Origin of the sequence: Herbaspirillum rhizosphaerae (assembly GCF_001189965.1) — a bacterium.
GTDB lineage: Bacteria > Pseudomonadota > Gammaproteobacteria > Burkholderiales > Burkholderiaceae_D > Herbaspirillum > Herbaspirillum rhizosphaerae.
The window spans coordinates 118,501-144,331 of sequence record NZ_LFLU01000006.1 but is presented as its reverse complement, the minus strand read 5'-3'; the positions used below and the strand labels follow the sequence as shown (position 1 = coordinate 144,331).

The 25,831-nt window shown below is 61.6% G+C and carries 25 protein-coding genes; 21 read left to right on the top strand and 4 right to left on the bottom strand.

Going from position 1 to position 25,831, the window contains the following annotated elements:
• Positions 1 to 8 precede the first annotated feature (8 nt).
• From AKL25_RS11025 to AKL25_RS10995, 7 genes are all read left to right on the top strand, one after another.
• The gene (locus tag AKL25_RS11025) at positions 9 to 983 is read left to right on the top strand and encodes an ABC transporter permease (RefSeq protein WP_050477801.1); all 975 of its coding nucleotides are present in this window, start codon (positions 9 to 11) and stop codon (positions 981 to 983) included.
• Between the two features lie 13 nt (positions 984 to 996).
• Positions 997 to 1,899 carry an ABC transporter permease gene (locus tag AKL25_RS11020; RefSeq protein WP_050477710.1) on the top strand — a complete coding sequence of 301 codons (903 nt, stop codon included), beginning with the start codon at positions 997 to 999 and terminating at the stop codon, positions 1,897 to 1,899.
• 10 nt (positions 1,900 to 1,909) lie between these two features.
• Complete coding sequence (locus AKL25_RS11015; protein ID WP_050477709.1) at positions 1,910 to 2,455, top strand: carboxymuconolactone decarboxylase family protein; 546 nt, start codon at positions 1,910 to 1,912, stop codon at positions 2,453 to 2,455.
• On the top strand, positions 2,452 to 3,834 hold the full coding sequence (locus tag AKL25_RS11010; protein WP_050477708.1) for an LLM class flavin-dependent oxidoreductase: 1,383 nt from the start codon (positions 2,452 to 2,454) through the stop codon (positions 3,832 to 3,834). The genes AKL25_RS11015 and AKL25_RS11010 overlap by 4 nt, the downstream gene beginning before the upstream one ends.
• A gap of 23 nt (positions 3,835 to 3,857) precedes the next feature.
• Positions 3,858 to 5,564, top strand: coding sequence for an ABC transporter ATP-binding protein (locus AKL25_RS11005; RefSeq protein WP_050477707.1), 1,707 nt, complete (start codon positions 3,858 to 3,860; stop codon positions 5,562 to 5,564).
• 128 nt (positions 5,565 to 5,692) lie between these two features.
• The gene (locus AKL25_RS11000) at positions 5,693 to 6,514 is read left to right on the top strand and encodes a MetQ/NlpA family ABC transporter substrate-binding protein (protein WP_050477706.1); all 822 of its coding nucleotides are present in this window, start codon (positions 5,693 to 5,695) and stop codon (positions 6,512 to 6,514) included.
• Between the two features lie 172 nt (positions 6,515 to 6,686).
• Positions 6,687 to 7,343 carry a DsbA family oxidoreductase gene (locus tag AKL25_RS10995; protein ID WP_050477705.1) on the top strand — a complete coding sequence of 219 codons (657 nt, stop codon included), beginning with the start codon at positions 6,687 to 6,689 and terminating at the stop codon, positions 7,341 to 7,343.
• Positions 7,344 to 7,399: 56 nt separating this feature from the next.
• Here the strand turns inward: AKL25_RS10995 and AKL25_RS10990 are convergent, their stop codons facing one another.
• Complete coding sequence (locus AKL25_RS10990; RefSeq protein ID WP_050477704.1) at positions 7,400 to 8,293, bottom strand: SDR family oxidoreductase; 894 nt, start codon at positions 8,291 to 8,293, stop codon at positions 7,400 to 7,402.
• 122 nt (positions 8,294 to 8,415) lie between these two features.
• Between AKL25_RS10990 and AKL25_RS10985 the strand changes: the two genes are divergently transcribed.
• The 5 genes from AKL25_RS10985 (at position 8,416) to AKL25_RS10965 (ending at position 13,356) form a co-directional block, all read left to right on the top strand.
• Positions 8,416 to 9,399, top strand: coding sequence for an AraC family transcriptional regulator (locus AKL25_RS10985; protein WP_050477703.1), 984 nt, complete (start codon positions 8,416 to 8,418; stop codon positions 9,397 to 9,399).
• Between the two features lie 83 nt (positions 9,400 to 9,482).
• Positions 9,483 to 9,926 carry a hypothetical protein gene (locus tag AKL25_RS10980; RefSeq protein WP_050477702.1) on the top strand — a complete coding sequence of 148 codons (444 nt, stop codon included), beginning with the start codon at positions 9,483 to 9,485 and terminating at the stop codon, positions 9,924 to 9,926.
• Positions 9,927 to 10,276: 350 nt separating this feature from the next.
• The gene (locus AKL25_RS10975; RefSeq protein ID WP_050477701.1) at positions 10,277 to 10,798 is read left to right on the top strand and encodes a YcnI family copper-binding membrane protein; all 522 of its coding nucleotides are present in this window, start codon (positions 10,277 to 10,279) and stop codon (positions 10,796 to 10,798) included.
• Positions 10,799 to 10,851: 53 nt separating this feature from the next.
• On the top strand, positions 10,852 to 12,474 hold the full coding sequence (locus tag AKL25_RS10970) for a copper resistance CopC/CopD family protein (protein WP_083444649.1): 1,623 nt from the start codon (positions 10,852 to 10,854) through the stop codon (positions 12,472 to 12,474).
• A gap of 234 nt (positions 12,475 to 12,708) precedes the next feature.
• Positions 12,709 to 13,356, top strand: coding sequence for a LysE family translocator (locus AKL25_RS10965; protein WP_050477699.1), 648 nt, complete (start codon positions 12,709 to 12,711; stop codon positions 13,354 to 13,356).
• 131 nt (positions 13,357 to 13,487) lie between these two features.
• Here the strand turns inward: AKL25_RS10965 and AKL25_RS10960 are convergent, their stop codons facing one another.
• Positions 13,488 to 14,708, bottom strand: a complete 1,221-nt coding sequence (locus AKL25_RS10960) for an ABC transporter substrate-binding protein (RefSeq protein WP_050477698.1) — start codon at positions 14,706 to 14,708, stop codon at positions 13,488 to 13,490.
• Between the two features lie 61 nt (positions 14,709 to 14,769).
• Entirely contained in the window at positions 14,770 to 16,080 is a 1,311-nt protein-coding gene (locus AKL25_RS10955; RefSeq protein ID WP_276203011.1) for a hydroxymethylglutaryl-CoA reductase, degradative, read from the bottom strand.
• A 136-nt stretch (positions 16,081 to 16,216) separates the two neighbouring features.
• Between AKL25_RS10955 and AKL25_RS10950 the strand changes: the two genes are divergently transcribed.
• From AKL25_RS10950 to AKL25_RS10910, 9 genes are all read left to right on the top strand, one after another.
• Positions 16,217 to 17,650: an aminotransferase-like domain-containing protein gene (locus AKL25_RS10950; RefSeq protein WP_050477696.1), complete on the top strand. Its 1,434-nt coding sequence runs from the start codon at positions 16,217 to 16,219 to the stop codon at positions 17,648 to 17,650.
• Between the two features lie 63 nt (positions 17,651 to 17,713).
• A complete protein-coding gene (locus AKL25_RS10945; protein ID WP_050477695.1) occupies positions 17,714 to 18,958 on the top strand; it encodes a molybdopterin molybdotransferase MoeA in 1,245 nt (414 codons plus the stop codon).
• 8 nt (positions 18,959 to 18,966) lie between these two features.
• Entirely contained in the window at positions 18,967 to 19,809 is an 843-nt protein-coding gene (locus AKL25_RS10940) for a DUF817 domain-containing protein (RefSeq protein ID WP_050477694.1), read from the top strand.
• A gap of 42 nt (positions 19,810 to 19,851) precedes the next feature.
• A complete protein-coding gene (moaD, locus tag AKL25_RS10935) occupies positions 19,852 to 20,109 on the top strand; it encodes a molybdopterin converting factor subunit 1 (RefSeq protein WP_050477693.1) in 258 nt (85 codons plus the stop codon).
• Between the two features lie 23 nt (positions 20,110 to 20,132).
• Positions 20,133 to 20,774 carry a class I SAM-dependent methyltransferase gene (locus tag AKL25_RS10930; protein ID WP_050477692.1) on the top strand — a complete coding sequence of 214 codons (642 nt, stop codon included), beginning with the start codon at positions 20,133 to 20,135 and terminating at the stop codon, positions 20,772 to 20,774.
• A 63-nt stretch (positions 20,775 to 20,837) separates the two neighbouring features.
• Positions 20,838 to 21,470 (top strand): LysE family translocator, encoded by a 633-nt coding sequence (locus AKL25_RS10925; RefSeq protein ID WP_050477691.1) that lies wholly within the window; start codon positions 20,838 to 20,840, stop codon positions 21,468 to 21,470.
• A gap of 101 nt (positions 21,471 to 21,571) precedes the next feature.
• Entirely contained in the window at positions 21,572 to 22,948 is a 1,377-nt protein-coding gene (locus AKL25_RS10920) for a GntT/GntP/DsdX family permease (RefSeq protein ID WP_050477690.1), read from the top strand.
• A gap of 130 nt (positions 22,949 to 23,078) precedes the next feature.
• Positions 23,079 to 23,552 (top strand): molybdopterin synthase catalytic subunit MoaE, encoded by a 474-nt coding sequence (moaE, locus tag AKL25_RS10915; RefSeq protein WP_050477689.1) that lies wholly within the window; start codon positions 23,079 to 23,081, stop codon positions 23,550 to 23,552.
• A 32-nt stretch (positions 23,553 to 23,584) separates the two neighbouring features.
• Positions 23,585 to 24,901 (top strand): Nramp family divalent metal transporter, encoded by a 1,317-nt coding sequence (locus tag AKL25_RS10910; protein WP_050477688.1) that lies wholly within the window; start codon positions 23,585 to 23,587, stop codon positions 24,899 to 24,901.
• Between the two features lie 9 nt (positions 24,902 to 24,910).
• Here the strand turns inward: AKL25_RS10910 and AKL25_RS10905 are convergent, their stop codons facing one another.
• Positions 24,911 to 25,798 (bottom strand): efflux RND transporter periplasmic adaptor subunit, encoded by an 888-nt coding sequence (locus tag AKL25_RS10905; protein ID WP_050477687.1) that lies wholly within the window; start codon positions 25,796 to 25,798, stop codon positions 24,911 to 24,913.
• Positions 25,799 to 25,831 lie beyond the last annotated feature (33 nt).

Sequence of the window (25,831 nt, the reverse complement as noted above, 5' to 3'; positions counted from 1 at the left end):
GGATGGCGATGAAAATCAATAACGTCGTCGTTCGCCGCCTGCTGCAACTGGTCAGCGTGGCGCTCGGCGTGGCCGTCATCAATTTCTTCCTGCTGCGGCTGGCGCCGGGCGACGCCGCCCAGGTGCTGGCAGGGGAGGCCGGGGCGGCGACGCCGGAATACATGGCGGCGCTGCGCGCCCAGTTCGGGCTGGACCAGCCGCTGCTGGTGCAGTTCGGCAAGTACCTGCTCAATCTCGCGCATTTCAATCTCGGCTATTCCTTTCGCCATGGCATGCCGGTGGCGCAACTGATAGCCGAACGCGTGCCGGCGACCTTGTTGCTGATGGGCGCAAGCATTGTGTTCGCGGTCGTGGCCGGCGCCACGCTGGGAGCCATCGCCGCCTATCGCGCGGGCAAGATCGCCGACGTGCTGATCTCGACGCTGGCGCTGCTGTTCTTCGCCACGCCGCTGTTCTGGATCGGCCTGATGCTGGTGGTGGTGTTTTCGGTGTGGCTAGACTGGTTGCCGGTGGGCGGCATGTTCACGATTGAAGCCGGCTTTACCGGCTGGGCGCACGTCGTCGACGTGGCGCGCCATCTGGTGTTGCCGGCGGTGACGCTGGGTTTGTTCTACATGGCGGTCTACACGCGCCTGATGCGCGCCACCATGGTCGAAGTGCGGCGCCAGGATTTCGTCCGCACCGCCGTCGCCAAGGGCGCGCGGCCGCCGCGCGTGCTGTTCGCGCATGTGCTGCGTAATGCTTTGCTGCCGCTGGTCACCATGCTGGGCGTGCAGGTCAGCTCCATCATCGGCGGCGCGGTGCTGGTGGAGACCGTGTTCTCCTGGCCGGGCTTGGGGCGGCTGGCGTTCGAAGCGCTGTTCCAGCGCGATTTCAATCTGCTGCTCGGCATCTTGCTGTGCAGTTCCATCGTCGTGATCGTGGTGAACTGGGTGGTGGACTTCGTCTATACCCGTCTCGATCCGCGTATCCGTCTCGCCTGAAAGCGGCTTCTCAATGAGCGAACTTGTTTCCACTTTGGCGCTGAGCAAAACTGATGCGCCCGCCAGCCTGATCGCCGCGCCGACCGCGCGCGGCTGGTTCGGCCGTCTGTTGCGTTCGCCGTCGGCGCTGGTCGGCGGCGTGCTGTTGCTGGTGGTCGTGCTGATGGCGGCGTCCTCGCCGTGGCTGTTTCCCGGCGATCCGCTGGACATGGTGGCAGAGCCTTTCCTGCATCCCGGCGTCGATGCGACGCATTTGCTGGGCAGCGACATGCTGGGCCGTGATTTGTTGAGCGGTATTTTCCACGGCGCGCGCGTGTCGCTGCTGATCGCCGTGGTCTCGACTTTGCTGGCGCTGCTGCTGGGCGTGAGCGGCGGTTTGCTGGCCGGCTATTACGGCGGCCTTGCCGACGCCGTGCTGATGCGCGTGACGGAATTCTTCCAGACCATCCCGTCCTTCCTGTTTGCGCTGGCGATCGTCGCCGTGGTGCAGCCGAGCTTGCTGACGATTGCATTGGCCATCGGCGTGACCGCCTGGCCGAGCCTGGCGCGGCTGGTGCGCGCCGAGGTGCTCAAGCTGCGCTACAGTGAAATGGTGCAGGCCAGCGCCGCGCTCGGCGCGACCGATCTGCGCATCATGTTGCGCGACATCTTGCCCAATACGCTGACGCCGATCCTGGTGTCGACCTCGCTGATGGTGGCGACTGCCATCCTCACGGAATCCAGCCTGGCCTTCCTCGGCCTGGGCGATCCCAATGCGGTGAGCTGGGGCAACATGGTCGGCTCGGGCCGCGAGGTGATCCGCACCGACTGGTACATCACGACGATTCCCGGCATCGCCATCGTGGTGACGGTGCTGGCATTGAATTTATTAGGCGACGGACTGGCCGACGTGCTCGATCCGCGCGACAGAAAATAGGAGAAACACCATGGCACGCGTATCAACCCTGTTATCGAATCAGTTGCCGGAAGGCCACGCACGTACGATCTTCGAGAAAGTCGAGAACGAGTACGGCGCCTTCGGCAACATGCTGGGCGTGCTGGCGCACCGGCCGGCCTCGATCGAACACATCTACGGCTTGCTGCTGCAGTTCGCGGCGGAAGGCAATATCTCCAAGCTGCATCTGGAGATCGTGCTGGTCACGGCGTCCAAGGCCAATGAATGCAGCTACTGCGTCTCGCACCATGCGCCCAAGCTGGCGGCGCAGCATGTGTCGGCGGAGACCGTGGAGCGCATCCTCGATGCCGACGTGCCGGGTCTGGGCCCGGTGGAAAAGCTGGTGCGCGATTATGCGCTGGCAGTTACGCGCCAACGTGTCGGCGACAGTCTGGTGGAGCGATTGCGCGAACATTTCTCCGAATCGCAGATCGTGGAGCTGACGCTGCGCGCCGCGCTGTGCGCTTTCTTCGCGCGCTTCAACGAAGCGCTCGACGTGCAGCTTGAGCCTGAATACGCTACGGCGGACGCAGCATGAGTACGGACGCCGGCAAGAAGGAGATCCGCCTCAACGCGTTCAACATGAATTGCGTGAATCACATCAACCACGGCCTGTGGACGCATCCGCGCGACCGTTCGCAGGATTACACCGACATCGAATACTGGACCGGGCTGGCAAAACTGCTGGAGCGCGGCAAGTTCGACGGCCTGTTCCTGGCGGACATCGTCGGAGTCTACGACGTGTACCAGAACTCGGTCGACATCACGCTGCGCGAGTCGATCCAGCTGCCGGTCAACGACCCCATGCTGCTGATCTCGGCAATGGGGCTGGTGACGCAACATCTCGGTTTCGGCATCACCGCCAACCTGACCTACGAAGCGCCGTTCCTGTTTGCGCGCCGCATGTCGACGCTCGATCACCTGACCAAGGGGCGCGTCGGCTGGAACATCGTCACCGGCTATCTCGACAGCGCGGCGCGCGCGATGGGCTTGTCGGAACAGCTGGAACACGACCAGCGCTACGACCGCGCCGACGAATTCATGGAAGTCGTCTACAAGTTATGGGAAGGCAGCTGGGAAGACGATGCCGTCATCCGCGACCGCCAGAACCGTATCTATGCGCAGCCGGACAAGGTGCACAAGATCCGGCATAGCGGCGACTACTACAAGGTCGAGGGCATCCACCTGAGCGAGCCGTCGCGCCAGCGCACGCCTGTGCTGTATCAGGCCGGTTCGTCCGGCCGCGGCCAGGCGTTCGGCGCACGGCACGCGGAGTGCGTGTTCGTCTCCGGCCAGAGCAAGGACGCCGTGCGCAAGCTGGTGACCGGCATCCGCGAGGGCGCGGTGCGCGAAGGCCGCCGGCCGGACGACGTCAAGGTCTTCATGGGCCTGACCGTAGTCGTCGCGCCGACCGAAAAGGAAGCGCGTGAAAAATATGCCGAATATGCACGCTACGCCAGCCCGGAAGCCGGCCTTGCGCATTTCTCCAGCGGCACCGGCATCGATTTTTCGCAGTACGAACTGGACGAGCCGATCCGCCAGGTCAAGACCAACTCCATCGAATCGCTGGTCAAGACCGTGACCAATCCGGAACTCAACTGGACCAAGCGCAAGCTGTTGCAGCAACTGGAGCTGGGCGGGCGTTACGCCACCATCGTCGGTTCGCCGCAGCAAGTGGCCGACGAACTGGAAGCGTGGATACGCGAGACCGACATCGACGGTTTCAACCTGACCCGCACCGTGACGCCGGAGAGTTTTGAGGCCTTCGTCGATCTGGTCATCCCTGAGTTGCAGACGCGCGGTTCCTACAAGCACGACTATGCTCCCGGCACCTTGCGCGAGAAGCTGTTTTCCGGCGGCGCCCGCCTGCCGGAGCAGCATGCCGGCGCCGGCTATCGCAACGGCGTTCCCGCCTGAGCACTGACCACAGAAAGATCACCATGAGCCAGATCCTCGACATCCGCAACCTCAGCGTGTCCTTTCCCGGTCACGATGCCGTCAAGAGTCTCAGCCTCGGCATTGACGCCGGCGAGACGCTGGCGCTGGTCGGCGAATCCGGTTGCGGCAAGTCGACCACGGCGTTGTCGCTGTTGCGCCTGTTGCCCGACAGCGCGCGCGTATCGGGCAGCATCGTGTTTGAAGGCCGCGATCTGCAGACGCTGCCGGAAGAAGAAATCTGCGCGCTGCGCGGCAACGCGATCTCGATGATCTTCCAGGAGCCGATGACATCATTGAACCCGGTGCTGACCATCGGCCGGCAGGTGGTCGAAGCCATCCGCCTGCACCAGCCGCTGTCGGCGCAGGCCGCCAGGGTGCGCGCCATCGAGCTGCTGGAACTGGTGCGTATTCCCGAGCCGCAGCGCCGCTTCAACGATTATCCGCACAACCTGTCCGGCGGCCAGCGCCAGCGCGTCATGATCGCCATGGCGGTGGCTTGTCGGCCGCGTCTGCTGGTGGCGGACGAACCGACCACGGCGCTGGACGTGACGATCCAGGCGCAGATTCTGGAGCTGCTCGATCAGTTGCGCCGCGAGCTGTCGATGGCCGTGCTGCTGATCACGCACGATCTGGCGGTGGTCGAACAATGGGCTGACCGCGTCGTCGTCATGTACGGCGGCAAGAAAATCGAGGAAGCGCGCAGCGAGATCCTGTTCGATCGTCCGCGCCATCCATATACGCAAGGCTTGCTGGGTGCCTCCTTGCAGATGGCGCAGAACTATCACTATCGCGACGGCCGCCTGCCCGAGATTCGTACGGAGAAAAAGGGCGACGAGCGCATCTTCACGCTGTCCGGCCGCGAGCATGCGCTGCCTTTGCCGCCGGTTTCCACCGCCGCGAAACCCTTGCTGTCCTTGCAGGACGTGCACACACATTACCGTTCGCGCAACGGCGTCGTGCATGCCGTGAAGGGTGTTTCCTTCGACGTGGCGCCGGGCGAGTCGGTCGGCCTGGTGGGGGAGTCCGGTTGCGGCAAGTCGACGCTGTCGAAGACCATCGTGCGCCTGGTTGAATCCAGCGCCGGGAAAATCCTGCTGGACGGCGACGACATCGCGCAGCTCAATGGCGCGCGGCTGCGTCCTTACCGTCGCCGTGTGCAGATGATTTTCCAGGATCCGTATGCCTCGCTCAATCCGCGCCACACGGTGGCCGAGATTCTCGATGCAGCGCTGGTGATCCACGACGTCAAGGACAAGGCGGAACGCCGCCGCCGCATCGAGCAGATCGTCGATCTGGTCGGCTTGCCGCAGCGCGCCTTGCGCAGCTATCCACATCAGTTTTCCGGAGGTCAGCGGCAGCGCATCGGCATCGCGCGGGCATTGGTGCTCAAGCCGGCGCTGGTGATCTGCGACGAACCGGTGTCGGCGCTCGACGTCTCGGTGCAGGCGCAGATACTGAATTTGCTGGTGGACCTCAAGCGCGAGTTCGGTTTGTCCTATCTTTTCATATCGCACGATCTGTCGGTGGTGCGCTACATCGCCGACAAGGTGCTGGTGATGAACGGCGGACGCATTGTCGAGTCCGGCGACCACAACAGCATCTGGCAGAGGCCGCAGCACGACTACACGCGTTCGCTGATTGCGGCGGTGCCTTCCGCAGCCGCGCGCCGCCAGGTTGCGGGGGAACCGCGCGAATTGCTGATCGCCTGATTTCTGCCGGATCACCGTCTGATCTCTGCCCGATATTGCGGTCACCAAAAAGCAAATATTCAAGCAACAAAAGATTCGTTTTGTTCGCCGCCGACGGCAGATAAATTAGCGCTATTTGAGGATGATTCATGGCGCGATTTTTTACCCGTCTGCTGGCGGGCTTGTTGTTGACGAGTGTTGCAGCCGGTGTTGCCGCGACGGCCGCGGCGCAGGATAAGACATTGAAGGTCGGCGTCACCAGCGGCCCGCATGCGCAGATTTTTGAAGTGGTCAAACGGGTCTTCGAGTGCAGCAATCCCGGCTACAAGATCCAGATCGTCGAGTTCAACGATTACATCCAGCCCGATGCCGCGCTGGATGCCGGCGAACTGGATGCCAACAGCTTCCAGCATCGTCCCTTCCTGAACGCGCAGATCAAGACGCGGGGTTACAAGCTGTACGGGACCGGGCGCACGTTCATCGGACCGATGGCGATTTACTCGAAGAAGTATCGCAGCCTGAACGACATCCCGGCCGGCGCCAGGATCGGCATCCCGAATGACCCCGCCAATGAAAGCCGCGTCCTGCTGCTATTGCAGAAGCAGGGTGTGGTCAAGCTGCGTGCAGGGATTGATCCGTTGACGGGAGTGAACGCGACGCCTATCGATATCGTTGAAAATCCGAAGAAGTGGAAGTTCATCGAGATCGACGCGGCGCAGCTGCCGCGCACGCTGGACGATCTGGATGCGTCGGCGGTGAATGCCGACTATGCGGCGAAGGCAGGCCTGCATCCGGTGCGCGACAGCTTGGCGGTGGAGGGTGGCGAGAGTCCTTACGCATGCCTGATCGCCGTACGCGAAAAAGACCGTGACCAGGTCTGGTTGCCCAAGCTGGTGAAGGCTTACCAGTCGGATGAAGTGAAGAAATTTATCGAGGGGGAATTCAAGGGCGGAATTGTGGCGGCCTGGTGATCGCATCAGCGCAAGCTGGTCATTCGGGGCGGGGATGCGTATCTCGTCCCAGCCTCCGGCAGACCGGCAGAGAAAGTCTTATCATGTGCAGGCCCGGGATTCCGGTTCCGATGGAATCCCACTCATCTGTTCACACCACCTGACCACAGGTGCCACGTCATGAGGTATTGACATGAATAAGGCTTTGAAAATCGATTTCGTCTCCGACATCGTGTGCCCCTGGTGCGCGATCGGGCTGGCGGGTCTGAATACCGCGCTGGAACGCATCGGCCCGGACACGCAGGTCGATCTCACCATGCATCCCTTCGAGCTCAATCCCGGCTTGAACGCAGCCGGTGAGGTTCAGCTTGAATACATCACCGCGAAATACAACATCAGCGCCGACCAGGCGCGCGCCAACCGCGAGCAGATCCGTGCCCGGGCTGCTGCCGTCGGCTTCACCATGAATCGTGACGACGCCAGTCGCGTCTACAACAGTTTCGACGCGCATCGCCTGCTTGCGTGGGCGAAAGAAAAGAATGTCCAGCCGGCGCTCAAGCTGATCCTGCTCGAAGCGTATTTCACCGACGGCAAGAACATCGCGGACAGGGACGTACTGGCGGCGCTCGCCGTTAAGGCCGGCCTGGACGGCGCCGAAGCAGGCGCAGTGCTGGCATCGGATCGTTTCGCGCAGGAAGTGAAGGAAGAAGAGGTGCTGTGGGCGCAACGCGGCATCAGCAGCGTGCCGGCTGTCGTTGTGAATGATCGCTACCTGATCTCGGGAGGCCAGCCGCCGGAAGTGTTTGAAGAGCAGCTGCGGGCGATCATGGCGGGTGAGGATAGCGAGTAACTGTGACGAATGACGCCTGAGCAGTAAGCCCATGGCGTCATCATGTTCCGTAACGATCAGTTTTCGAAGTATTTCATCTGTTCGAGATCCGCAATCAATCCCGGCCCGGTCGGATGCCAGTCCAGCCATTCCCTTGTTTGCGCGCCTGAGGCGGGCAGGTCGCGTCCGACAAAATCGCCGAGCCAGCCGAAATGCGCGAGCGCTTCCTCGGACGAGAGGCTGACCGCCGGGATATTCAATCCTTTGCCGATGATTTCGGCGATGGTCCGAAGCGCAATTCCTTCTTCGGCGACGGCATGGTATCGGCTGCCTGCTTGCCGCCGCTCCAACGCCAACCGATAAAGCCGGGCGACGTCGCTGACATGCGCCGCCGGCCAGCGGTTCTGGCCGTCGCCGACATAGGCCGAGACGCCTTTCGCGCGCGCCATCTCGATGAGCGGGCTGATCAGGCCTTGCTTGCGCGTATCGTGGACCTGCGGCAAGCGCACGACCGATACATTGACGCCGCGCTCTGCGACGGTGACGCCTGCCAGCTCCGATGCCTTGCGCGGATTCGGATGGTTGGCATTGAAATTTTCTTCGGTCGCGGGGCGGCCCGGGGCGATAGCGCCTATGCCGGTGCCGGAGGTGATGAGCAGCGGACGATCCGAGCCGGCGAGCGCCGATCCCAGTGCTTCAATGGCTTGCCGGTCGGCTTCGCAATTCGCGACGAACTGCGAGAAATCGTGATTGAAGGCGGTGTGAATGACGCCGTCCGACATGGCCGCGCCGCGGCGCAGACTGTCCAGGTCTTGCAGGTCGCCGCGAAAGACTTCGGCCCCGGCCGCGAGCAGCGATTGCGCGCCGGTTTCCGAACGTGTCAGGCCAAGCACCTGATGGCCTGCCTTGATGACTTCCGCCACGATGGCCGAGCCGATGAAACCGGTCGCGCCGGTGATAAAAATACGCATGATGAACGCCTTTGCTTTAGTTGAGGACGCTGAGACAGTCCGATGAGGCTCAATATAAGCGCTTGAATCGATACCATCAATGCGATAAAGTCCGCATTATTGGCTCAATCGTCCGGAGGCTTATGGATCCGCTCTCAGAGGTGTTGTCGCTGTTCAAGGCGCGAAGTTATGTGGCAGGCGGGTTTCAGATCCCCGGCAACATGGCGATTCAGTGGCCCGAACATGAAGGCATCAAGTGCTACGCCGTGGTTTCCGGGCAATGCTGCTTGTCCGTGGAGGGGATTGCCGGGGAAATACTGTTGACTGCGGGCGACTGCTATCTGTTGCCGCCCGGGCCGCCGTTCCGGCTGGCGACCGACCTGTCGGCGACGCCGGTCGATTTTTTCGCGCTGCGCGAGCGGATCAAAACGGACGGGCAAGTTGCCGTCAGGACGGAAGGCGGCTGTTATCTGGTCGGCGGCCACTTCATCCTGACGGGCAGCCACGCGGATTTTTTGCTGAGCTCGCTGGCGCCCGTCGTGCATATCCGAAAAGAGTCCGACAAGGCCGCCATGCGCTGGTCGCTGGAGCGCATGGCGCAAGAAGTGCGCGACCCGCAGCCGGGCGGCTCGCTCATCACGCAGCAACTCGCCTACATGATGCTGGTGCAGGCCTTGCGGCTGCACCTCGCGGATGAGGCGACGGAAGGCGTCGGCTGGCTGTTTGCGCTCGCCGACAAGCAGATGGGCGCGGCCATCCGATGCATGCATGACGACCCCGGGCACGGCTGGACCTTGCAAAAACTTGCAGGACATGTCGGCATGTCGAGGTCGGTCTTTGCGCTGCGTTTCAAGCAGACGGTCGGCGCCACGCCCATGGAATACCTGACGCGCTGGCGCATGTTGCTGGCCGGCGACCGGCTGAAGAATTCGCGCGAATCGACTGCGGCCATCGCTTCGTCGCTTGGCTATGAGTCCGAAAGCGCTTTCGGCAAGGCGTTCAAAAGAGTCATGGCGTGTTCGCCGCGAGAGTATGGCCGCGGAGCGTCTGTCCCGAACATGGCGCCGGCCATCAATGACGCCGGCGGCAATCCTCAGCCGATTGCAAGCGCTATCGGTGGCCACTAGGGGGCCCTTGTCCGGCAATTTTTTCGTGGGTTTCCTGCGCTTGTCGGCTACCATCCTCTCTTCGATGAAATGAAAGACGAACCATGGGAATACTTGACGAGGCGATACGCGAGATCGCGTTGGAGAGGCAAGCGGCAGAGGATGACGCCAGGCAGGCGCTGGAGGATTTCGACATCATCACTTCCAGAGCGGTGGATGCGGTGAAGAACACGGTCGCCGCGTTGCGGGCCGAATTGCAGGCTGCGGGCTGGTGGTCTGAAGAATTGAGCGAAGACAGCCGCAAGCCGGAGTACCTGAGCCTGAGCTTCCGTGTCCGGCGCCATGCGAACAATCCCGATCTCGCAACGAATCCCGATTATGTCTATTCCATCAAATTCGACGCATTGGGCGGCGCCGTCCGGACCGCAGGCGCAAGCGAGCCGTTGCTGGAGCCGCTGGTAATCCGCGGTGTGGCCAGGCAAGACTTCGGCGTGGATCTGGAAAAGGATCTCAAGCTTTTCCTGAAAGCGATTCTGCGCGGGCATTGAGCGGGTAAGGATATTTCCCCTTGAAATATTCTGTCCGATCGGTGAGAGGACAAAAAAGCCCGGTATGAACGGGTAATGCCGTTCGGTTAAGCCCATTTTCCTAAAACTGTCGTCCCAGCGAACGCTGGGGCCACTGTCATGAAGACGGTCAATACGCAATTGTCGGCATAGGTGCGACAATGTGTCGCACCCCTGAAACCCGATATGTCAGTCTGTTGCAAGTTTGAGAAAGCGATAAGCTGATAACATCTTTCGATGCCTGATTTGATACCTGATTGACGCGCAATGCGTCATGTCTCCCCATTCCAGAACGCTGTTCCGACTGCTTGTTTTCATCGAGGTTCTTTGTGATGCGCTTCCCACGTTTGAATGTCTTCCTGCTCGCCGCTATTGGTGCCGCTGTTGGTGCGTCTATTGTTGCGCCGTCCGCATTCGCGCACGTCACGTTGGAAACGAAGCAAGCCGTTGCCGGCAGCTACTACAAAGCGGTCTTCAAGGTGCCTCACGGATGCAAAGGCTCGCCCACCACCAGGATTCGCATTCAGATTCCGGCCGGCGTGATTTCCGTCAAGCCGCAACCGAAGGCCGGCTGGAAGCTGGAACTCGTCGAAGGCAATTATGCCAAGTCCTATTCCTTGCATGGTGCGCAAGTGACATCGGGAGTTCGCGAGATATCCTGGACCGGCAATTTGCCGGATGCTTACTACGATGAATTTATCTTTCAGGCGAATCTGACGACAGATTTGCCGGCAGGAACTGTCGTCTCCTTCCCGGTGGTGCAGGAGTGTGAAAAGGGCGTATCCCGCTGGATAGAAACCAAAGAACCATCCGAGAATCCTGCTCCCAAACTGACGATCGTCGCCAAGCCTTGATCCGGTTGTGACCATGCACGAACGCGGTTTTCCTTGACCGTCGCGCCAAGACGATGAATGCTCTTTCCAGTCGCCAGCCCTGGCGGATAGCCGCTCAGGAACATATGCGCCGCGTGAAATACCTGTTCATGGTTCTTGTTGCCTGCCTTCTGCAGATTTTTTCAGTCGCGGCATTCGCGCATGCATCGCTCATCGACTCTCAGCCGTCTGACGCCAGCGTTCTCAGCGCGGGGCCCGCAGATGTCGTGTTGCGGTTCAACGAGCCGGTGGCGCCGTTGGTGTTCAAGCTGGTGTTTCCGGACGGCTCCATCAAACCATTAAGCCAGATCGCCGTCATTCCTGACGGACTGAAAATCGCTCTCCCCAAAACAGAAGTCGTCGGCACCTATCTGTTGAGCTGGCGGGTTATTTCGGCAGATGGCCATCCGGTGGGGGGAGCATTAAGCTACTCGCTCGGGTCTCCGTCTTCCGAGGTGAAACCGGTCTTGTCGGCTTCGTCTCCCATGCTCGTTGCCATCATCTGGTTGTCTCGATTTGCTTTGTATGTGTGCTTGTTTCTCGGTATCGGCGGCGTTGCCTTTCGCGCTTTTTTCTCTGTCGAGACAGATGCGCCGCCGAGATGGATCAATGCACTTATCTTCTCCAGTTGGCTATTGCTGCCGGTAGCCGTCGGCACGCACGGTCTCGATGCGCTCTCGGCATCGTGGGATCAGTTGCTCTCCTGGGCGCCGTGGAAAACCAGTTTGGGTACGACTTACGGGACGACGGCTGCTCTGATGCTGGCGGCGTCGCTCGTCGGCTGTGCCGGGAACATCAAAAAGCAGATCGGGCCAGGAGCGAGCGTTGCCGCATTGCTGCTGCTGGGTGCCGCGCTGGCCTCCAGCGGACACGCCGCCTCGGCGCCGCCGACCTGGCTGGCGCGTCCAACGGTATTTTTGCATGCCGTTGCGATTTGCCTGTGGATCGGTTCGTTGCTGCCTTTGATGTCGGCGCTTGGAAAAACGCAGGGGCCGCAGATCTTGCGAAAGTTTTCGCGCGCCATTCCCCGGGTACTGGCGGCGTTGCTGGTGAGCGGCATCGTGCTGACGACGCTTCAGTTGCGACACCTGAATGAATTGTGGCTGAGCGATTACGGAAGAATCCTGTGCGTCAAACTTGCTCTGCTGTCGGGCCTTCTTGCGGTTGCCGCCTTCAACAGATACGGTTTGACGGTGCGTGTGGAACAGGGGGATCATCGTGCTGCCCGTGCGATGAGAAAGCTTATTGCAGTCGAGATCATGTTGGTGCTTCTGATTCTCGCAGCCGCTACTACATGGCGTTTCACGCCGCCGCCACGTGCGCTGGCGCCATCCCGCGCGACCGCCTCGCACATTCATATTCACACGGCGGAAGCGATGGCGGATGTGACGCTGGTTGCGCGAGGCAGCAATCAGGTCGAAGCTCAGGTATTTCTCGCTGACGGCGAAGGAGCCCCGCTGAAAGCCAAAGAAGTCGTACTGAAATTTTCTTCGCCTCAACAGGGCTTGGAAGCGTTGGAAGAAGAAACGCAGCTCGGAGAAAACGAGACCTGGAAAACCAAGGCCTTTGCACTGCCGGCAACAGGGCGCCGGCATGTTCGCCTTGACGTGCTGATTTCGGATTTTGAAAGTATCAGTCTTGAGGGGGAAATCGATTAGCGGAATGAATGAGTTGCTAATGTTGTTGAAAGAAGGCCGGCAAGAAGCGGCATGCCCATGGTACAAACTCAGACAATGAACAACGGCAATGAATAACGAAAAACGCCAGGCGACATTTAACCAGCAAGCCGCATAGACGTATGACAAGCAGTGGCTCAGGCCAAAGGCCGAATAAGCGGGCTCGCTTTTTGCGGATAAACGCAGCACAATTGATAACAATTTTCGGACGACACCATGCTTGCACACACACTGAATTTCACCACCCTGGCGCTGTTCGCGCTGGTGGCATTGGTAACGATCGCCACGCCCGGCCCGACGGTGTTGCTGGCGTTGGCCAATGGCGCGCGCTATGGCGTGCGCCGCTCGCTGGCGGGGATGCTCGGCGCGGTGTCGTCGGATTTTGTGCTGGTTGGCTCGGTGGCGCTGGGGTTGGGCGCGGTGCTGGCGGCGTCCGAGTTCTGGTTTTCGGTGGTGAAGTGGATCGGCGTGGCCTACCTGACGTGGCTGGGGATACGCATGCTGCGTTCCAATGGCGGGCTGGATTTGTCGCGCGCGGTGGCGGAGCCGGGCGATGTGGCGCCGTCGCGGATTTTTGCGAAGTCTTTCCTGGTTGCGGTGACCAATCCCAAGGGATATCTGTTCTGCTCGGCGCTGCTGCCGCAATTCATCAACGCCGCCGAGCCGCAATGGCCGCAGTATGCGGCGATCAGCGTCGTGTTTGCGGCGCTGGATTTCAGTGTGATGCTGGGCTATGCGGTCATCGGTGCGCGCGCCGTCAGTCTGCTGCGCCAGCGCGCAGTGCTGTGGCTGGACCGGTCTTGCGGCGCGATCTTGCTGGCGCTGGCGGGGACGATGGCGTTTTATCGTCGCAGCGGCAACTAGTGGCAACTAGCGGTAACTGAGCCGATTTCCGTTTGGACATAAAAAAGAACCGGCGGCATGGTTCACATGCCGGCCGGTTCACACCACAACAGCTTCAGGTACTGCAGGAGACTTTTCGCTTGTTTTTCTGCTTACTGCGGTTTCAGCAAGCTGCACTTCGATTCGGCGACGGTAGTGAATGCCTGCTCGCCGGGGATGGTTTCCACCAGCTTCAGGTAATCCCATGGCTTCTTCGATTCGGCCGGCGACTTGACCTGGTACAGGTACATGTCGTGGATGTTGCGGCCGTCGGCGCGGATGTAGCCCTTGTTGTAGAAGTCGTCGATCTTCATTTTCTTCAGCTCGGCCATGACCTTGGTCGAATCGTCGGTCTTGATCGCGGCGACTGCCTTCAGATAGGTCGTGGTCGCGGAGTAGGCCGCGGCCTGATGCGTGCTCGGCATCTTTTTCATCTTCAGGAAGAAGCGGTTGGCGAACTGGCGCGAAGCTTCGTCCTTGTCCCAGTACCAGCTGTCGGTCATCATCAGGCCTTCGGCATTGTTCAGGCCGAGGGCGTGGATGTCGTTGATCACCATCAGCAGGCCCACCAGCTTCATGGTCTTGGTGACGCCGAATTCCTTGGCCGCCTTGATCGCATTGACGGTGTCGTCGCCGGCGTTGGCCAGGCCGAGGATTTGCGCCTTGGAACCCTGCGCCTGCAGCAGGAAGGACGACATGTCGGAGGCGAACAGCGGATGCTTCACGGAGCCCACCACGGTGCCGCCGTTGGCCTTGACCACGGCGCCGGTGTCGCTGGCCAGCGCGTGGCCGAAGGCGTAATCGGCCTCCAGGAAGAACCATGATTTGCCGCCTTGTTTGAGGACCGCTTTGCCGGTGCCCTTGGCCAGGGCCACGGTGTCGTATTCGTAGTGCACGGTATAGGGCGTGCATTCTTCATTGGTCAGGCGCGCGCTGCCGGCGCCGATGTTGATGTAGACGCGCTTCTTTTCCGCCATGACCTTGTTCGTCGCCAGCGCGGTGGCAGAGTTGACGCCGCCGATCAGCATGTCGAGGCCGCGCTGGTCGGCCCATTCGCGCGCCTTGGTGGCGGCGATGTCGGCCTTGTTCAGGTGGTCGGCGGACATTACTTCGATCGGCTTGCCCAACACCTTGCCGCCGAAGTCGGCCACGGCCATGCGGATCGCTTCGAGGCCGCCGGCGCCGTCGGTGTCGGCGTAGGGGCCGGACATGTCGGTGATGAAGCCGATGCGGACGGCATCGTCCGACACTTGCGCCTGCGCGGCGCCGGCGCAGACCAGCGCGGAAGCTGCGATCAGGCGGGCGAGGGTGTTCAGTTTGAATTGTGCTTGCATGTTGTCTCCTGGTTATCGATGCTTTCTGATGAAGCGATCTTTTTTGTGCTGCTGGTGCGTCTTATTTTCCACGTCGCTGGCTTAGCAGCTTAACCGCAAAATCCACGCGCACGTCTTTGGCGGCGACCATTTGCTGCACCACCCAATCCATTTCGTCTGCGGCGGCGCCGGCAGCGAGTGCAATGTTGCGTGCGTGCAGCGCCATGTGGCCGCGCTGGATGCCTTCGGTGGCAAGCGCGCGCAGGGCGGCCATGTTTTGGGCGAGGCCGACGGCGACGGCGATTTCGGCCAGCTCCTGTGCTGATTTGACGTCCATGATCTTGAGCGCTAGGCGCGCCAGCGGATGCGTCTTGGTGGCGCCGCCGACCAGGCCGACCGGCATCGGGATTTCCAGCGTGCCGACCAGATGGCCGTCGTTGCCGATTTCCCAGGTGGAGAGCGAGGTGTAGTGGCCGTTGCGGGCGGCATAGGCGTGCGCGCCGGCTTCCACCGCGCGCCAGTCGTTGCCGGTGGCGACGATGACCGGATCGATGCCGTTCATGATGCCCTTGTTGTGCGTGGCGGCGCGGTAAGGATCGACTGCGGCGAAGGTGTACGCATCGACGATGCGGTTGATGACGTCGGCGCCGTCGTAGTCGGCGGTGGTCAATGCTGCCGGCGAGACGCGCACGTGGGCGCGCGCCAGGCGCAGGTCGGCCAGGTTGGACAGGATGCGCAGGCGCACTTTGCCGCCGGTGATCTGTTCGATATGGCCGGCAACCGCTTCGGCCATGGTGTTGACCGTGTTGGCGCCCATCGCGTCGCGCACGTCGACGATCAGGTGCACGATCACCATCGCGCCGCGCGGCGTGTCGGGGAAGACGTGCACTTCGATATCTTTGCAGCCGCCGCCCAGGCTGATCAGCAACTGGTCGCGGCTGTTGGCGATGTCGATGATGGCCTGGCGATCCTTGAGAATCGCCAGCCGCGCACCGTAGGGATCGCTCACGCCGATGACCTGCACCTGGGCGCGCATCAGCGGTGCGCTGCTGGAGGTGTGGAAGCCGCCGCAATCGCGGATCAGCTTGGCCATGAAGGAAGCCGCCGCCACCACGGAGGGCTCTTCGACCGCCATCGGCACCAGCACATCCTTGCCATTCAGCTGGAAATAACCGGCCACGCCCATCGGCAGCTGGAAAGTGCCGACCACGTTCTCAATCATGCCGTTGGCGACGTCCAGCGAGAGTGCGGCCGGATTACCGAGCAGGGCGGCTTCGTCGGCGCTCAGGTTGGCGCGCTCGGCGATTTGCGCCAGGCGTTGTTGCGGTGTCAGGGAACGGAATTGCGGGAGTCGGGAATCGACGCTCATGGCTTGCCTTTGTCTCGATGTTATGTCCGGCCGTGGCCGGGATGGAATGAAGGCAAGAATAACAGGCTGTACCCAATATATTTGGTACACTTTTCACCAACAGTTGATTAACTGTACCCAAGACACTTGTCCTGCGATGCAGCATCCATCCGGAGTCGCCATGCCGACCAGATCCACAGAAGCAGCCGTGCCGCTGACCCTCACACGCCAGCTGGTGCAACTGATCCAGCGCCAGATCCGCGACGGCGTGTACGCGCCCGGCAGCCGCCTGCCGTCCATCCGCGACATGGCCAAGACCCATGATTGCGCCAAGAATACCGTGGTCAACGCCTTCGACTATTTGACCTCGCTCGGTGTGCTCGAGCCGCGGCGCGGGTCCGGGTTTTTCGTCTGCGTGGCGCCGCCCGCCATCAAGGAAGACGACGAGGCCTCGTCGCTCAGTCGCGCCATGGACGTGGTCTGGCTCATGCGCGAACAATCGAAAAGCGATCCCGAACATCTGCGTCTGGGCGACGGCTTTCCGCCGGTGGACTGGCTGAGCGAGGTGCGGCTCGACAAATTCCATCAAAAGGTGGTGCGCACCGGGCTCGGCGCCTTGTTCGGCTACGGCAGCCGTTTCGGCTACCAGCCGCTGCGCCAGCATCTGGTGCACCGGCTCGCCAATCACGGCATCGAGGCCTCGGCCGGCCAGATCGTGCTCACGCATGGCGCCAATCAGGCGCTGGATATCGTGATCCGCAATTTCGTCAAGCCGGGCGACCGCGTGCTGGTGGATGAGCCGGGTTACTACATGCTGTTCGGCAAGCTCAAACTGAGCGGCGCGCGCATCGTCGGCATCCCGCGCCTGGCCGACGGACCGGATCTGGAAGCGCTGGAGCGCGAGCTGAAAACCGGCAAGCCCTGCCTGTTCTTCACCCAGACGCTGGCGCACAATCCGACCGGATCCGACACCTCGCCGCACAAGGCTCACAAGATCCTGCAGCTGGCAGACCGCTACAACGCCATCATCGTCGAGAACGACACCTTCGCCGATTTCAAGCCCAACGCCGCGCCGCGCATCGCCACGCTGGATCAGCTGCGGCGCACGATCTATGTCGGCAGCTTTTCGAAGTCGGTGTCGGCGGCCCTGCGCGTGGGCTTCCTGGCCTGCCACCGCGATCTGGCCAGCGACCTGGCCGACATCAAGATGCTGATCCACGTCAGCAGTTCCGAATACTGCGAACGCACGCTCGATGTCATCCTCAGCGAAGGCCATTACAACCGTCATGCCGCACGTTTGCGTGACCGCCTGACGCAGGCGACCGAGAGTGCGCGCCGCCTGCTCGATCAGCTCGGGGCGGAACTCTTCTGCGCCCCGGCGCAGTCCCTGTATGTCTGGGCGGCAATGCCCGGCTATCCGGATTCCAAGACGCTGGCGCAGGCACTGATGCGGCAAAATATCGTCACCGCGCCGGGCAGCATCTTCCATATCGATACCGAAGTCCAATCGCGCTGGTCGCGCTACAACGTGGGCCTGCTCGGCGATCCGCGTTTTGCTGCGGCGATGCAGGGATTGCTGCGCCAGAACCAGACCGGAGCGGGGTTGGCCGGATAGTCAGCTCCACGCCCCGGTTTGCACTAGAATGGAGGCCTTTCCGAGGCAATCCATTCCCTTTCCATGCTAGTCAAGCCACCTCTGCTCAGCGTCGCCGAAGCGACCAAGTTTCTTTCCAAGTCCGCCGTGCCGCTGACGGATGTCGAGATCGTCCCCACGCTGGAAGCCAATGGCCGCGTACTGGCGGCGGCGCAGGTGTCGCAGATCAACGTGCCGGGCATGGACAATTCGCAGATGGATGGTTATGCGGTTCGTGCGGCCGAGTGCGCCGGCGGCGAGAGGCGGTTGCGCGTGTCGCAGCGGATTCCTGCCGGTCACGTCGGCACGGCGCTGGAGCCGGGTACGGCGGCGCGCATTTTCACCGGCGCCATGGTGCCGCAAGGCGCTGACGCCATCGTCATGCAGGAAGCCTGCGAGTTCAGCAAAGATGCCGACGGCGATCACGTCATCGTTCGCCATGTGCCGGAGGCGGGCGACTGGATCCGCACCATCGGCGAAGACATCAAGGCTGCCAGCACCATCTTGCCGTCCGGCGTGCGTCTGCGTCCGCAAGAGCTGGGCCTGGCTGCTTCGGTCGGACTGGCGACCTTGCCGGTGGTGCGCAGGCTGCGCGTGGCCGTGTTCTTTACCGGCGACGAACTGACGATGCCGGGCGAAGCCCTGAAGCCCGGCGCGATTTACAATTCCAATCGTTTCCTGCTGCGCGGCCTGCTGGAAAACCTCGGTTGCGAGGTCAGGGATTTCGGCATCGTGCCGGATCAATTGCAAGCCACGCGCGACACCTTGCGCGCCGCTGCCGCCAGCCACGACCTGATCATCACCAGCGGCGGCGTATCGGTCGGCGAAGAAGACCACGTCAAGCCGGCGGTCGAAGCCGAAGGCCGCCTCAACATGTGGCAGATCGCCATGAAACCGGGCAAGCCGTTGGCTTTCGGCGAGATCAATCGCGGCACCGACAACGCCGGCAAAGCCTTCTTCATCGGCTTGCCCGGCAATCCCGTATCGACCTTCGTCACCTTCCTGATCTTCGTGCGTCCTTTCCTGCTGCGCCTGCAAGGCGTGGAAAACGTTGCGCCGCGCGCGCTGAGCATGCGCGCCGATTTCAACTGGCCCAAGGCGGACCGCCGCCAAGAATTCCTGCGCGCCCGTTTCAACGACCAGGGCGGACTCGACCTGTTCCCGCATCAGGGCTCGGGCGTACTAACCTCGACCGTCTGGGGCGACGGCCTGATCGACAATGCGCCGGGCAAGACCATCGCCGAAGGCGACCTGGTGCGTTTTATTCCGTTTGATCATTTGCTGAACTGACGCCGGCCATGCTCGCCAATCTCGATCGTCATCTGATGGCCCCTGCGGAGCGTCTGGCGCTTGCCGGGCCGCGGCGCTTTGTTGTCGAGTTCTGGTACTTCGGCATCAAGGAAGCGCGCTCCTGTCTGTTCGCGGGGCTGTTCTTCGCGGCGATTTTTCTGATGCCGCGTCAGGGCTTGTTCGGGATCGCACGTTATGACGCCTTGTTGCTGTTCGCCCTGGCGGTACAGTTCTGGATGGTCAGGACCGGCATCGAAACCATGGACGAGCTCAAGGCGATCAGCGTGTTCCACGTTGTCGGTTTTGCGTTGGAAGTGTTCAAGACTTCAGGGCAGATCCAGTCGTGGAGCTATCCGGATTTTGCGTATTCCAAGCTGTTCGGCGTGCCGCTGTTTTCCGGCTTCATGTACGCCGCCGTCGGCAGCTATATCATCCAGGCCTGGCGCCTGTTTCACTTGCGCATCCTGCACCATCCGCCATACTGGATGGCGACGCTGATTGCGGTGCTGATCTATCTGAATTTTTTCACGCATCACTATATCGGCGACTACCGCTGGTATCTGGGCGCCTGTGCGCTGGGCTTGTATGCGCGCACGACGGTGGTGTTCCGTCCCTATGACCGCGACCGCAAGATGCCTTTGCTGCTGGCGTTTTTGCTGATCGGTTTCTTCATCTGGCTGGCGGAAAACATCAGCACCTTTTTCGGCATCTGGCGCTATCCGAATCAGATCGGCGCCTGGTCCACGGTGCATATCGGCAAGTGGAGCGCCTGGGCCTTGCTGGTGGTGATGACCTTTACCATCGTTGCGCAGCTCAAGCACATTCGCCCCAAAATCCATGTTGCGCCTTGAAAGGCGTGATTGATGTACTGCAATTTTTAGGATTTGAAACACATGAAAATAGAACTCCGTTTTTTTGCCAGCGTGCGTGAAGCGCTCGGCGTGACGCAAGAGATTGTCGATCTGCCGGATCACGTCAAGACCGTCGGCGACGTGCGCGCTTTCCTGATGGGCCGCGGCGGCCTGTGGATGGAAGTGCTGTCGCCGGAGAAGGCCTTGCGCATGGCCTACGATCACAACATGGTCGAGCCCGGCACCCTGATCGAAGAGGGCGGCGAAGTGGCCTTCTTCCCGCCGGTCACGGGCGGTTGAGGCGATTGAGTGTGAGGAAAATCATGCCGCTGCCGAAAGAACAACTCGATGTCATCGCCGGCGGTACGCTGGCGCACTACGAAGGACGCGCCGTCGACTTCCGCGAAGGCACGCGCGACCATGACGTCAGCCAGAACATCAATGCCTTGCTCGACGCCATTGCAGAATCTTCATCGCCTTCGGCGCCGCTGACCATTCTGGATTTCGGCTGCGGGCCGGGGCGTGATTTGCAGACATTCACCAGGCTGGGGCATCGCGCCATCGGCCTCGATGGCACCGCCAGTTTTGTCGAGATGGCGCGTGCGGATTCGGGTTGCGAAGTCTGGCATCAGAACTTCTTCGAGCTGGATTTGCCGGAAGCATTTTTCGACGGCGTGTTTGCCAATGCCTCGCTGTTCCACGTGCCGGTTGCGGAGCTGCCGCGCGTGCTGGGCCAGTTGTACAACACGCTCAGGCCGGACGGCGTGCTGTTCTGTTCCAACCCGCGCGGCAGCAACAGCGAAGGGTGGAGCAGCGGGCGCTACGGCTCCTATCACGATCTGGAAGCGTGGCGCGTTTTCATGACGGCAGCAGGTTTTGTCGAGATACGGCATTATTACCGTCCCGATGGCTTGCTGCGCGCCGAGCAGGCGTGGCTGGCGACGGTGTGGCGCAAGCCTGCATGAGTTCGCGATCCTCGACTTGCTTTCAACTTACTTTCAACGCCTTTATCAACAAGAACAACGAGCATGACGCTGCAAACCTTCTTCCTCTATCTCGCCGCCGTATTCGTGCTGACCGTCACGCCCGGTCCCAGTGTGCTGATGTGCATCACCAACGGCATCCATCACGGCGTGCGGCGCGCGTTTGCGGGAGCGCTGGGCAGCGTGACGGCGGTATGCCTGATCATGATCGTGTCGGCCTCCGGGCTGGGGGTGATTCTTGCAGTTTCGGAGAAGGTCTTTCTCATTTTGAAATGGTGTGGCGTCGCCTATCTCGCGTATATTGGCGTGCGAACTTTTTTCTCGACCCAAAGCACGATAGGCGTGGATGACGGGCAAGCGCCGGCAACAGCAAAGTCGCGCGCCAGCTTGTACTGGCAAGGATTCCTGGTCGGAGGAAGCAATCCCAAGGCGCTGTTGTTCTTCACCGCGTTCTTCCCGCAGTTCATCAATCCGCAGGCCGCACAGTTGCCGCAGTTTCTTATTCTCGGTGCGACCTTCGTCTGTTTCGAATTGTTCTGGCTGACGTTCTATGCGCACTTTGCGGCGCGTGTGGCGCCGTGGCTGCGCACGCCGGGGCGGGCGAAGATGTTCAATCGCTTGTCCGGCGCGACCTTCATCGGCGCCGGCGCCTTGCTGGCGACGGTCAAGCGCAGTTGAAGAAAAAGTAGCTGAAGAAAAAATGCCGAGCGCCGGAGTAGTGCAAGGCAAGGAGAAAACCAGGTGAGGAGACGCTCATACATTGAAGACAAGGAGATATCTTGCACCTGACCACTGAAATTGCCGCCTGGGCGGCCCAGGATACGCGCCTGCTGCTATCCGTTCTCATCGCCTTGATCGGCATCGTTGTGCTGATCAGCGTTCTTAAGATCGCTCCCTTCCTGTCCATCCTGCTCGGCACCTTCATCGCCGGCATGGGCGCCGGCTTGCCGCTGGAAAAGATCGCTTCGGCGTTCAGCAAAGGCGCCGGCAGCATCCTCGGCGAAGCCGGCATCATCATCGCGCTGGGCGCCATGCTCGGGGCCTTGATGGCGGACTCCGGGGCGGCCGACAAGATCGTCACGACCTTGCTGAAATACGCCAAAGGCCAGGCGATCCCGTGGATGATGGCGCTGGTGGCGCTGGTCGTCGGCTTGCCGCTGTTCTTCGAAGTCGGCCTGGTGATGATGGCGCCGATCATCTTCGTGATGGCGCGCCGTTCGCAGCAACCGATTTTGCGCGTGGCGATTCCTGCGCTGGCCGGCATGACCACCTTGCACGCCTTGCTGCCGCCGCATCCGGGCCCGCTGATTGCGGTCAGCGCCTTGCATGCGGATCTCGGCACCACCATGCTGCTCGGCTTTATCGTGGCGATTCCGGCGGTGATCCTGGCGGGGCCGCTGTATGGCATGTGGCTTGCGCCGCGCATGCCGATCGGCGAGCCGGAACAGATCGGCGCCTTGTTCAAGGGCCAGCAGGCGGCCGAGCTGCAACCGGGCTTCCTGCCTTCGCTGGTGACCATCCTGCTGCCGGTGGTGCTGATGCTGGGCCGCACCGTTGCCAAGATTTGGGTCACGCCTGAAACCACCTTGTTTGAAATGCTCAACTTCTTCGGCGAGCCGATTATCGCGCTGACGGTGACGGTGCTGTTTGCCGTGATCGTGCTGGGCTGGGCGCAGGGCACCGACCGCACCAAAGTCGGCGCCATCCTGCGCAAGGCCTTGCCGCCGATCGCCGGTCTGCTGTTGACCATCGGTGCGGGCGGCGGCCTGAAGCAGGCGCTGCTGACGGCGGGCATCAGCGACACCATCACCAAGGTCGCCACCGGCACCCACGTGCCGCTGATCCTGCTGGCATGGCTGATCGCCGTGGCGCTGCGTCAGGCGACCGGCTCGGCAACGGTGGCGACGACCGCCACCGCCGGCATCGTCGCGCCGCTGGTGGCGAGCCTGTCCGGCACGCACAATGCCTTGATGGCGCTGGCCATCGGCGCAGGCTCGGTGTTCTTCTGCCACGTCAACGACGCCGGCTTCTGGATGGTGAAGGAATACTTCGGCCTCGATCTCAAGCAGACCTTTGCCACCTGGTCGGTGATCCAGACCATTGTCTCGGTGGTCGGATTGGGCATGACGCTGCTGCTGTGGGGAATTCTCGTCTGATAGCGTTCCCGCATACCTGAACAAGTCCCGGCCGGTCCGGGACTTGTCGTTTCTGCGGTCGCTGACTTGGCCGATGCTTGCAAGACATTGGGTACAATGAGGGCGATTCCATTTACGTCCTGACTTTCCCATGCCTATCCGCGTCCAGACTGCCGACTTTGACCTCAGCGCCGAAATCGCTGCATTGCGCCTGACCAATCCCAAGGTGGGCGCGGTGGTCAGCTTTGTCGGCACCGTGCGCGATCTCAACGACGGCGCCAGCGTGCAGGAGATGGAGCTGGAACACTATCCCGGCATGACCGAAAAGGCGCTGGAACAGATCGTGGCCGACGCCAAGGCGCGCTGGGAGATTTTCGACGCGCTGGTGATCCATCGCGTCGGGCCCTTGCAGCCGCTGGACCAGATCGTGCTGGTTGCCGTGACGTCGAAGCATCGCGGCGTAGCCTTTGCCGCCTGCGAGTTCATCATGGATTACCTCAAGACGCAGGCGCCGTTCTGGAAGAAAGAACAGACGCCCGACGGCGCACGCTGGGTGGATGCGCGCGAGAGCGACGACCAGGCGGTGTCAAAATGGCAGCCGAAATGGCAGCTGAAAGCGGATTGATCTTTTCTCTACCTCCTCAACAACAATAAAACATGTTCCGCCTGCCAACGACTGCCACTGCGCCTTTTTGTCCTTCTGAAGTTTCCGGCAGCGTCTCGGTGCCGCCACATGCCACTGTCTGGCAAAAGCTCAAAGTCTACGTCGGCCCCGGCCTGCTGATTTCCATCGGCTACATGGACCCGGGCAACTGGGCGACCTCGGTCCAGGCCGGCTCGCAATTCGGCTATCAGTTGCTGTTCGTGGTGATGCTGTCGAGCCTGGCGGCGATCATGCTGCAATGCCTGTGCGCAAGACTGGGCATCGTCACCGGCAAGGATCTCGCCATTCATTCGCGTGAAAATTATCCGCCGGCGGTGGGCAAGGGCATGTGGGTATTCGCCGAACTGTCCATCATCGCCTGCGATCTGGCCGAGGTGCTGGGCTGCGCGCTGGCGTTCAAATTGTTGCTGGGCGTGTCGCTGCCGGTCGGCGTGCTGCTGACGGCGCTGGATACGGTGATCGTGCTGGGCTTGCAGGGACGCGGATTCCGCCAGGTCGAGGCGATCATCCTCGGATTGGTGGTAACGATCGCAGTTTGCCTCTTCACGCAACTGGCTTTCGTCAAGGCCGACTGGCATGCGGTGGTGCAGGGCTTCGTGCCGTCGCTGGCGACGCTGTCGAGCCGTGAGCCGCTGTATCTGGCCATCGGCGTGCTGGGGGCGACGGTGATGCCGCATAACCTGTATCTGCATTCTTCCATCGTGCAGACGCGCGCCGTCAGGCGCGATCGCAGCAGCTTGCTGGAGGCGATTCGCTACACGCGTATCGATACCACGGTGTCGTTGCTGATTGCGATGGCGATCAATGCCGCGATCCTGATCCTTGCGGCGTCGGCGTTTCATAGCAGCGGCCGCACCGATGTGGTGGATCTGGATGTGGCGTATCACTTGCTCGATCCGATTACCGGGTCATCGCTGGCGGCGATTTTGTTCGGTATCGGTTTGTTTGCCGCGGGACAGAGTTCGACCTTCACCGGCACGATTGCCGGCCAGGTGATCATGGAAGGTTTCCTGAAACTGAAAATTCCATGCTGGCAGCGCCGCATGGTGACGCGCGGACTGGCGCTGATTCCCGCATTGATCGGCGTGCTGACGCTGGGGGAGCATTCGGTCGGACGCCTGCTGGTGCTCAGTCAGGTGGTGCTGAGCCTGCAATTGCCGTTTGCGATGTATCCGCTGATCCGGCTGACCAGCCGGCGCGATCTGATGGGCGACTTCGTCAATCCGATGTGGCTGGCCGCGCTGGCATGGATGTTGTTCCTCGGCATCAGCGCGGCGAATGTGTGGCTGGTGGTGCAGCTGTTTACCTGAGCGCCTGGTTTATTTGGCCGAAGCAGTCTTGCTCTGGCTACCCGGTTCCAGCGTCACGGTGCAGGTCAGGCCTGCCGCCAGCAAGACATCCTTGGGCACCTCATCGATATGGATCCGCACCGGAATCCGTTGCGCCAGGCGCACCCAGTTGAAGGTCGGGTTGACGTCGGCCAGCAGCTCGCGGCTTTGCGGATTGTCCCGGTCATAGATCCCGCGTGAAATGCTGTCGACGTGGCCACGCAGTGTAGCGCCGTTGATCAGCTGGATCTTGGCCTTGTCGCCGACGGCGACGTAGGGCAGCTTGGTTTCTTCAAAATACCCGTATACCCAGAACGAATGGCTGTCGATGATGGCGATCTTGGCTGCGCCCACGCTGGCGTAATCGCCGCGGCGCACGTTCAGGTTGGTGATGTAGCCGTCGACCGGCGCATACACCTTGGTGCGGTCGAGGTTGAGTTTGGCGGCGTCGCGCTGGGCGACGGCGACCTGGTATTGCGCATCGGCGGCGGTGACCTGGCTGCCTGCGTCTTCACGGTTTTCACGAGAGACCACCAAGCTGTCCATGTCGGCACGGCGGCGTGCCTGGGCGCGGCGCATGTCGAGATCGGCCTTGCGCGCCAATACGGCGGCTTCGGCCTGCTGCAGCGCCAGCTGGTAATGCGACGGGTCGATCTGCATCAGCAGGTCGCCCTTGTGCACCAGCTGGTTGTCGCGCACCGGCAGATCGACCACCTGGCCGGCGACATCCGGCGCGATGTTGACGACATCGGCGCGCACGCGGCCGTCGCGGGTCCATGGCGAGACCATGTAGTGCTGCCATAGCGTCCACGCCAGGAAGATGGCGGCAAGGAAAATCAGCGCCGTGATGATGAATCTGAAAATGGTTTTGACCGACATGATGGATTACTCCTGATTGATTCCGTATCTGTT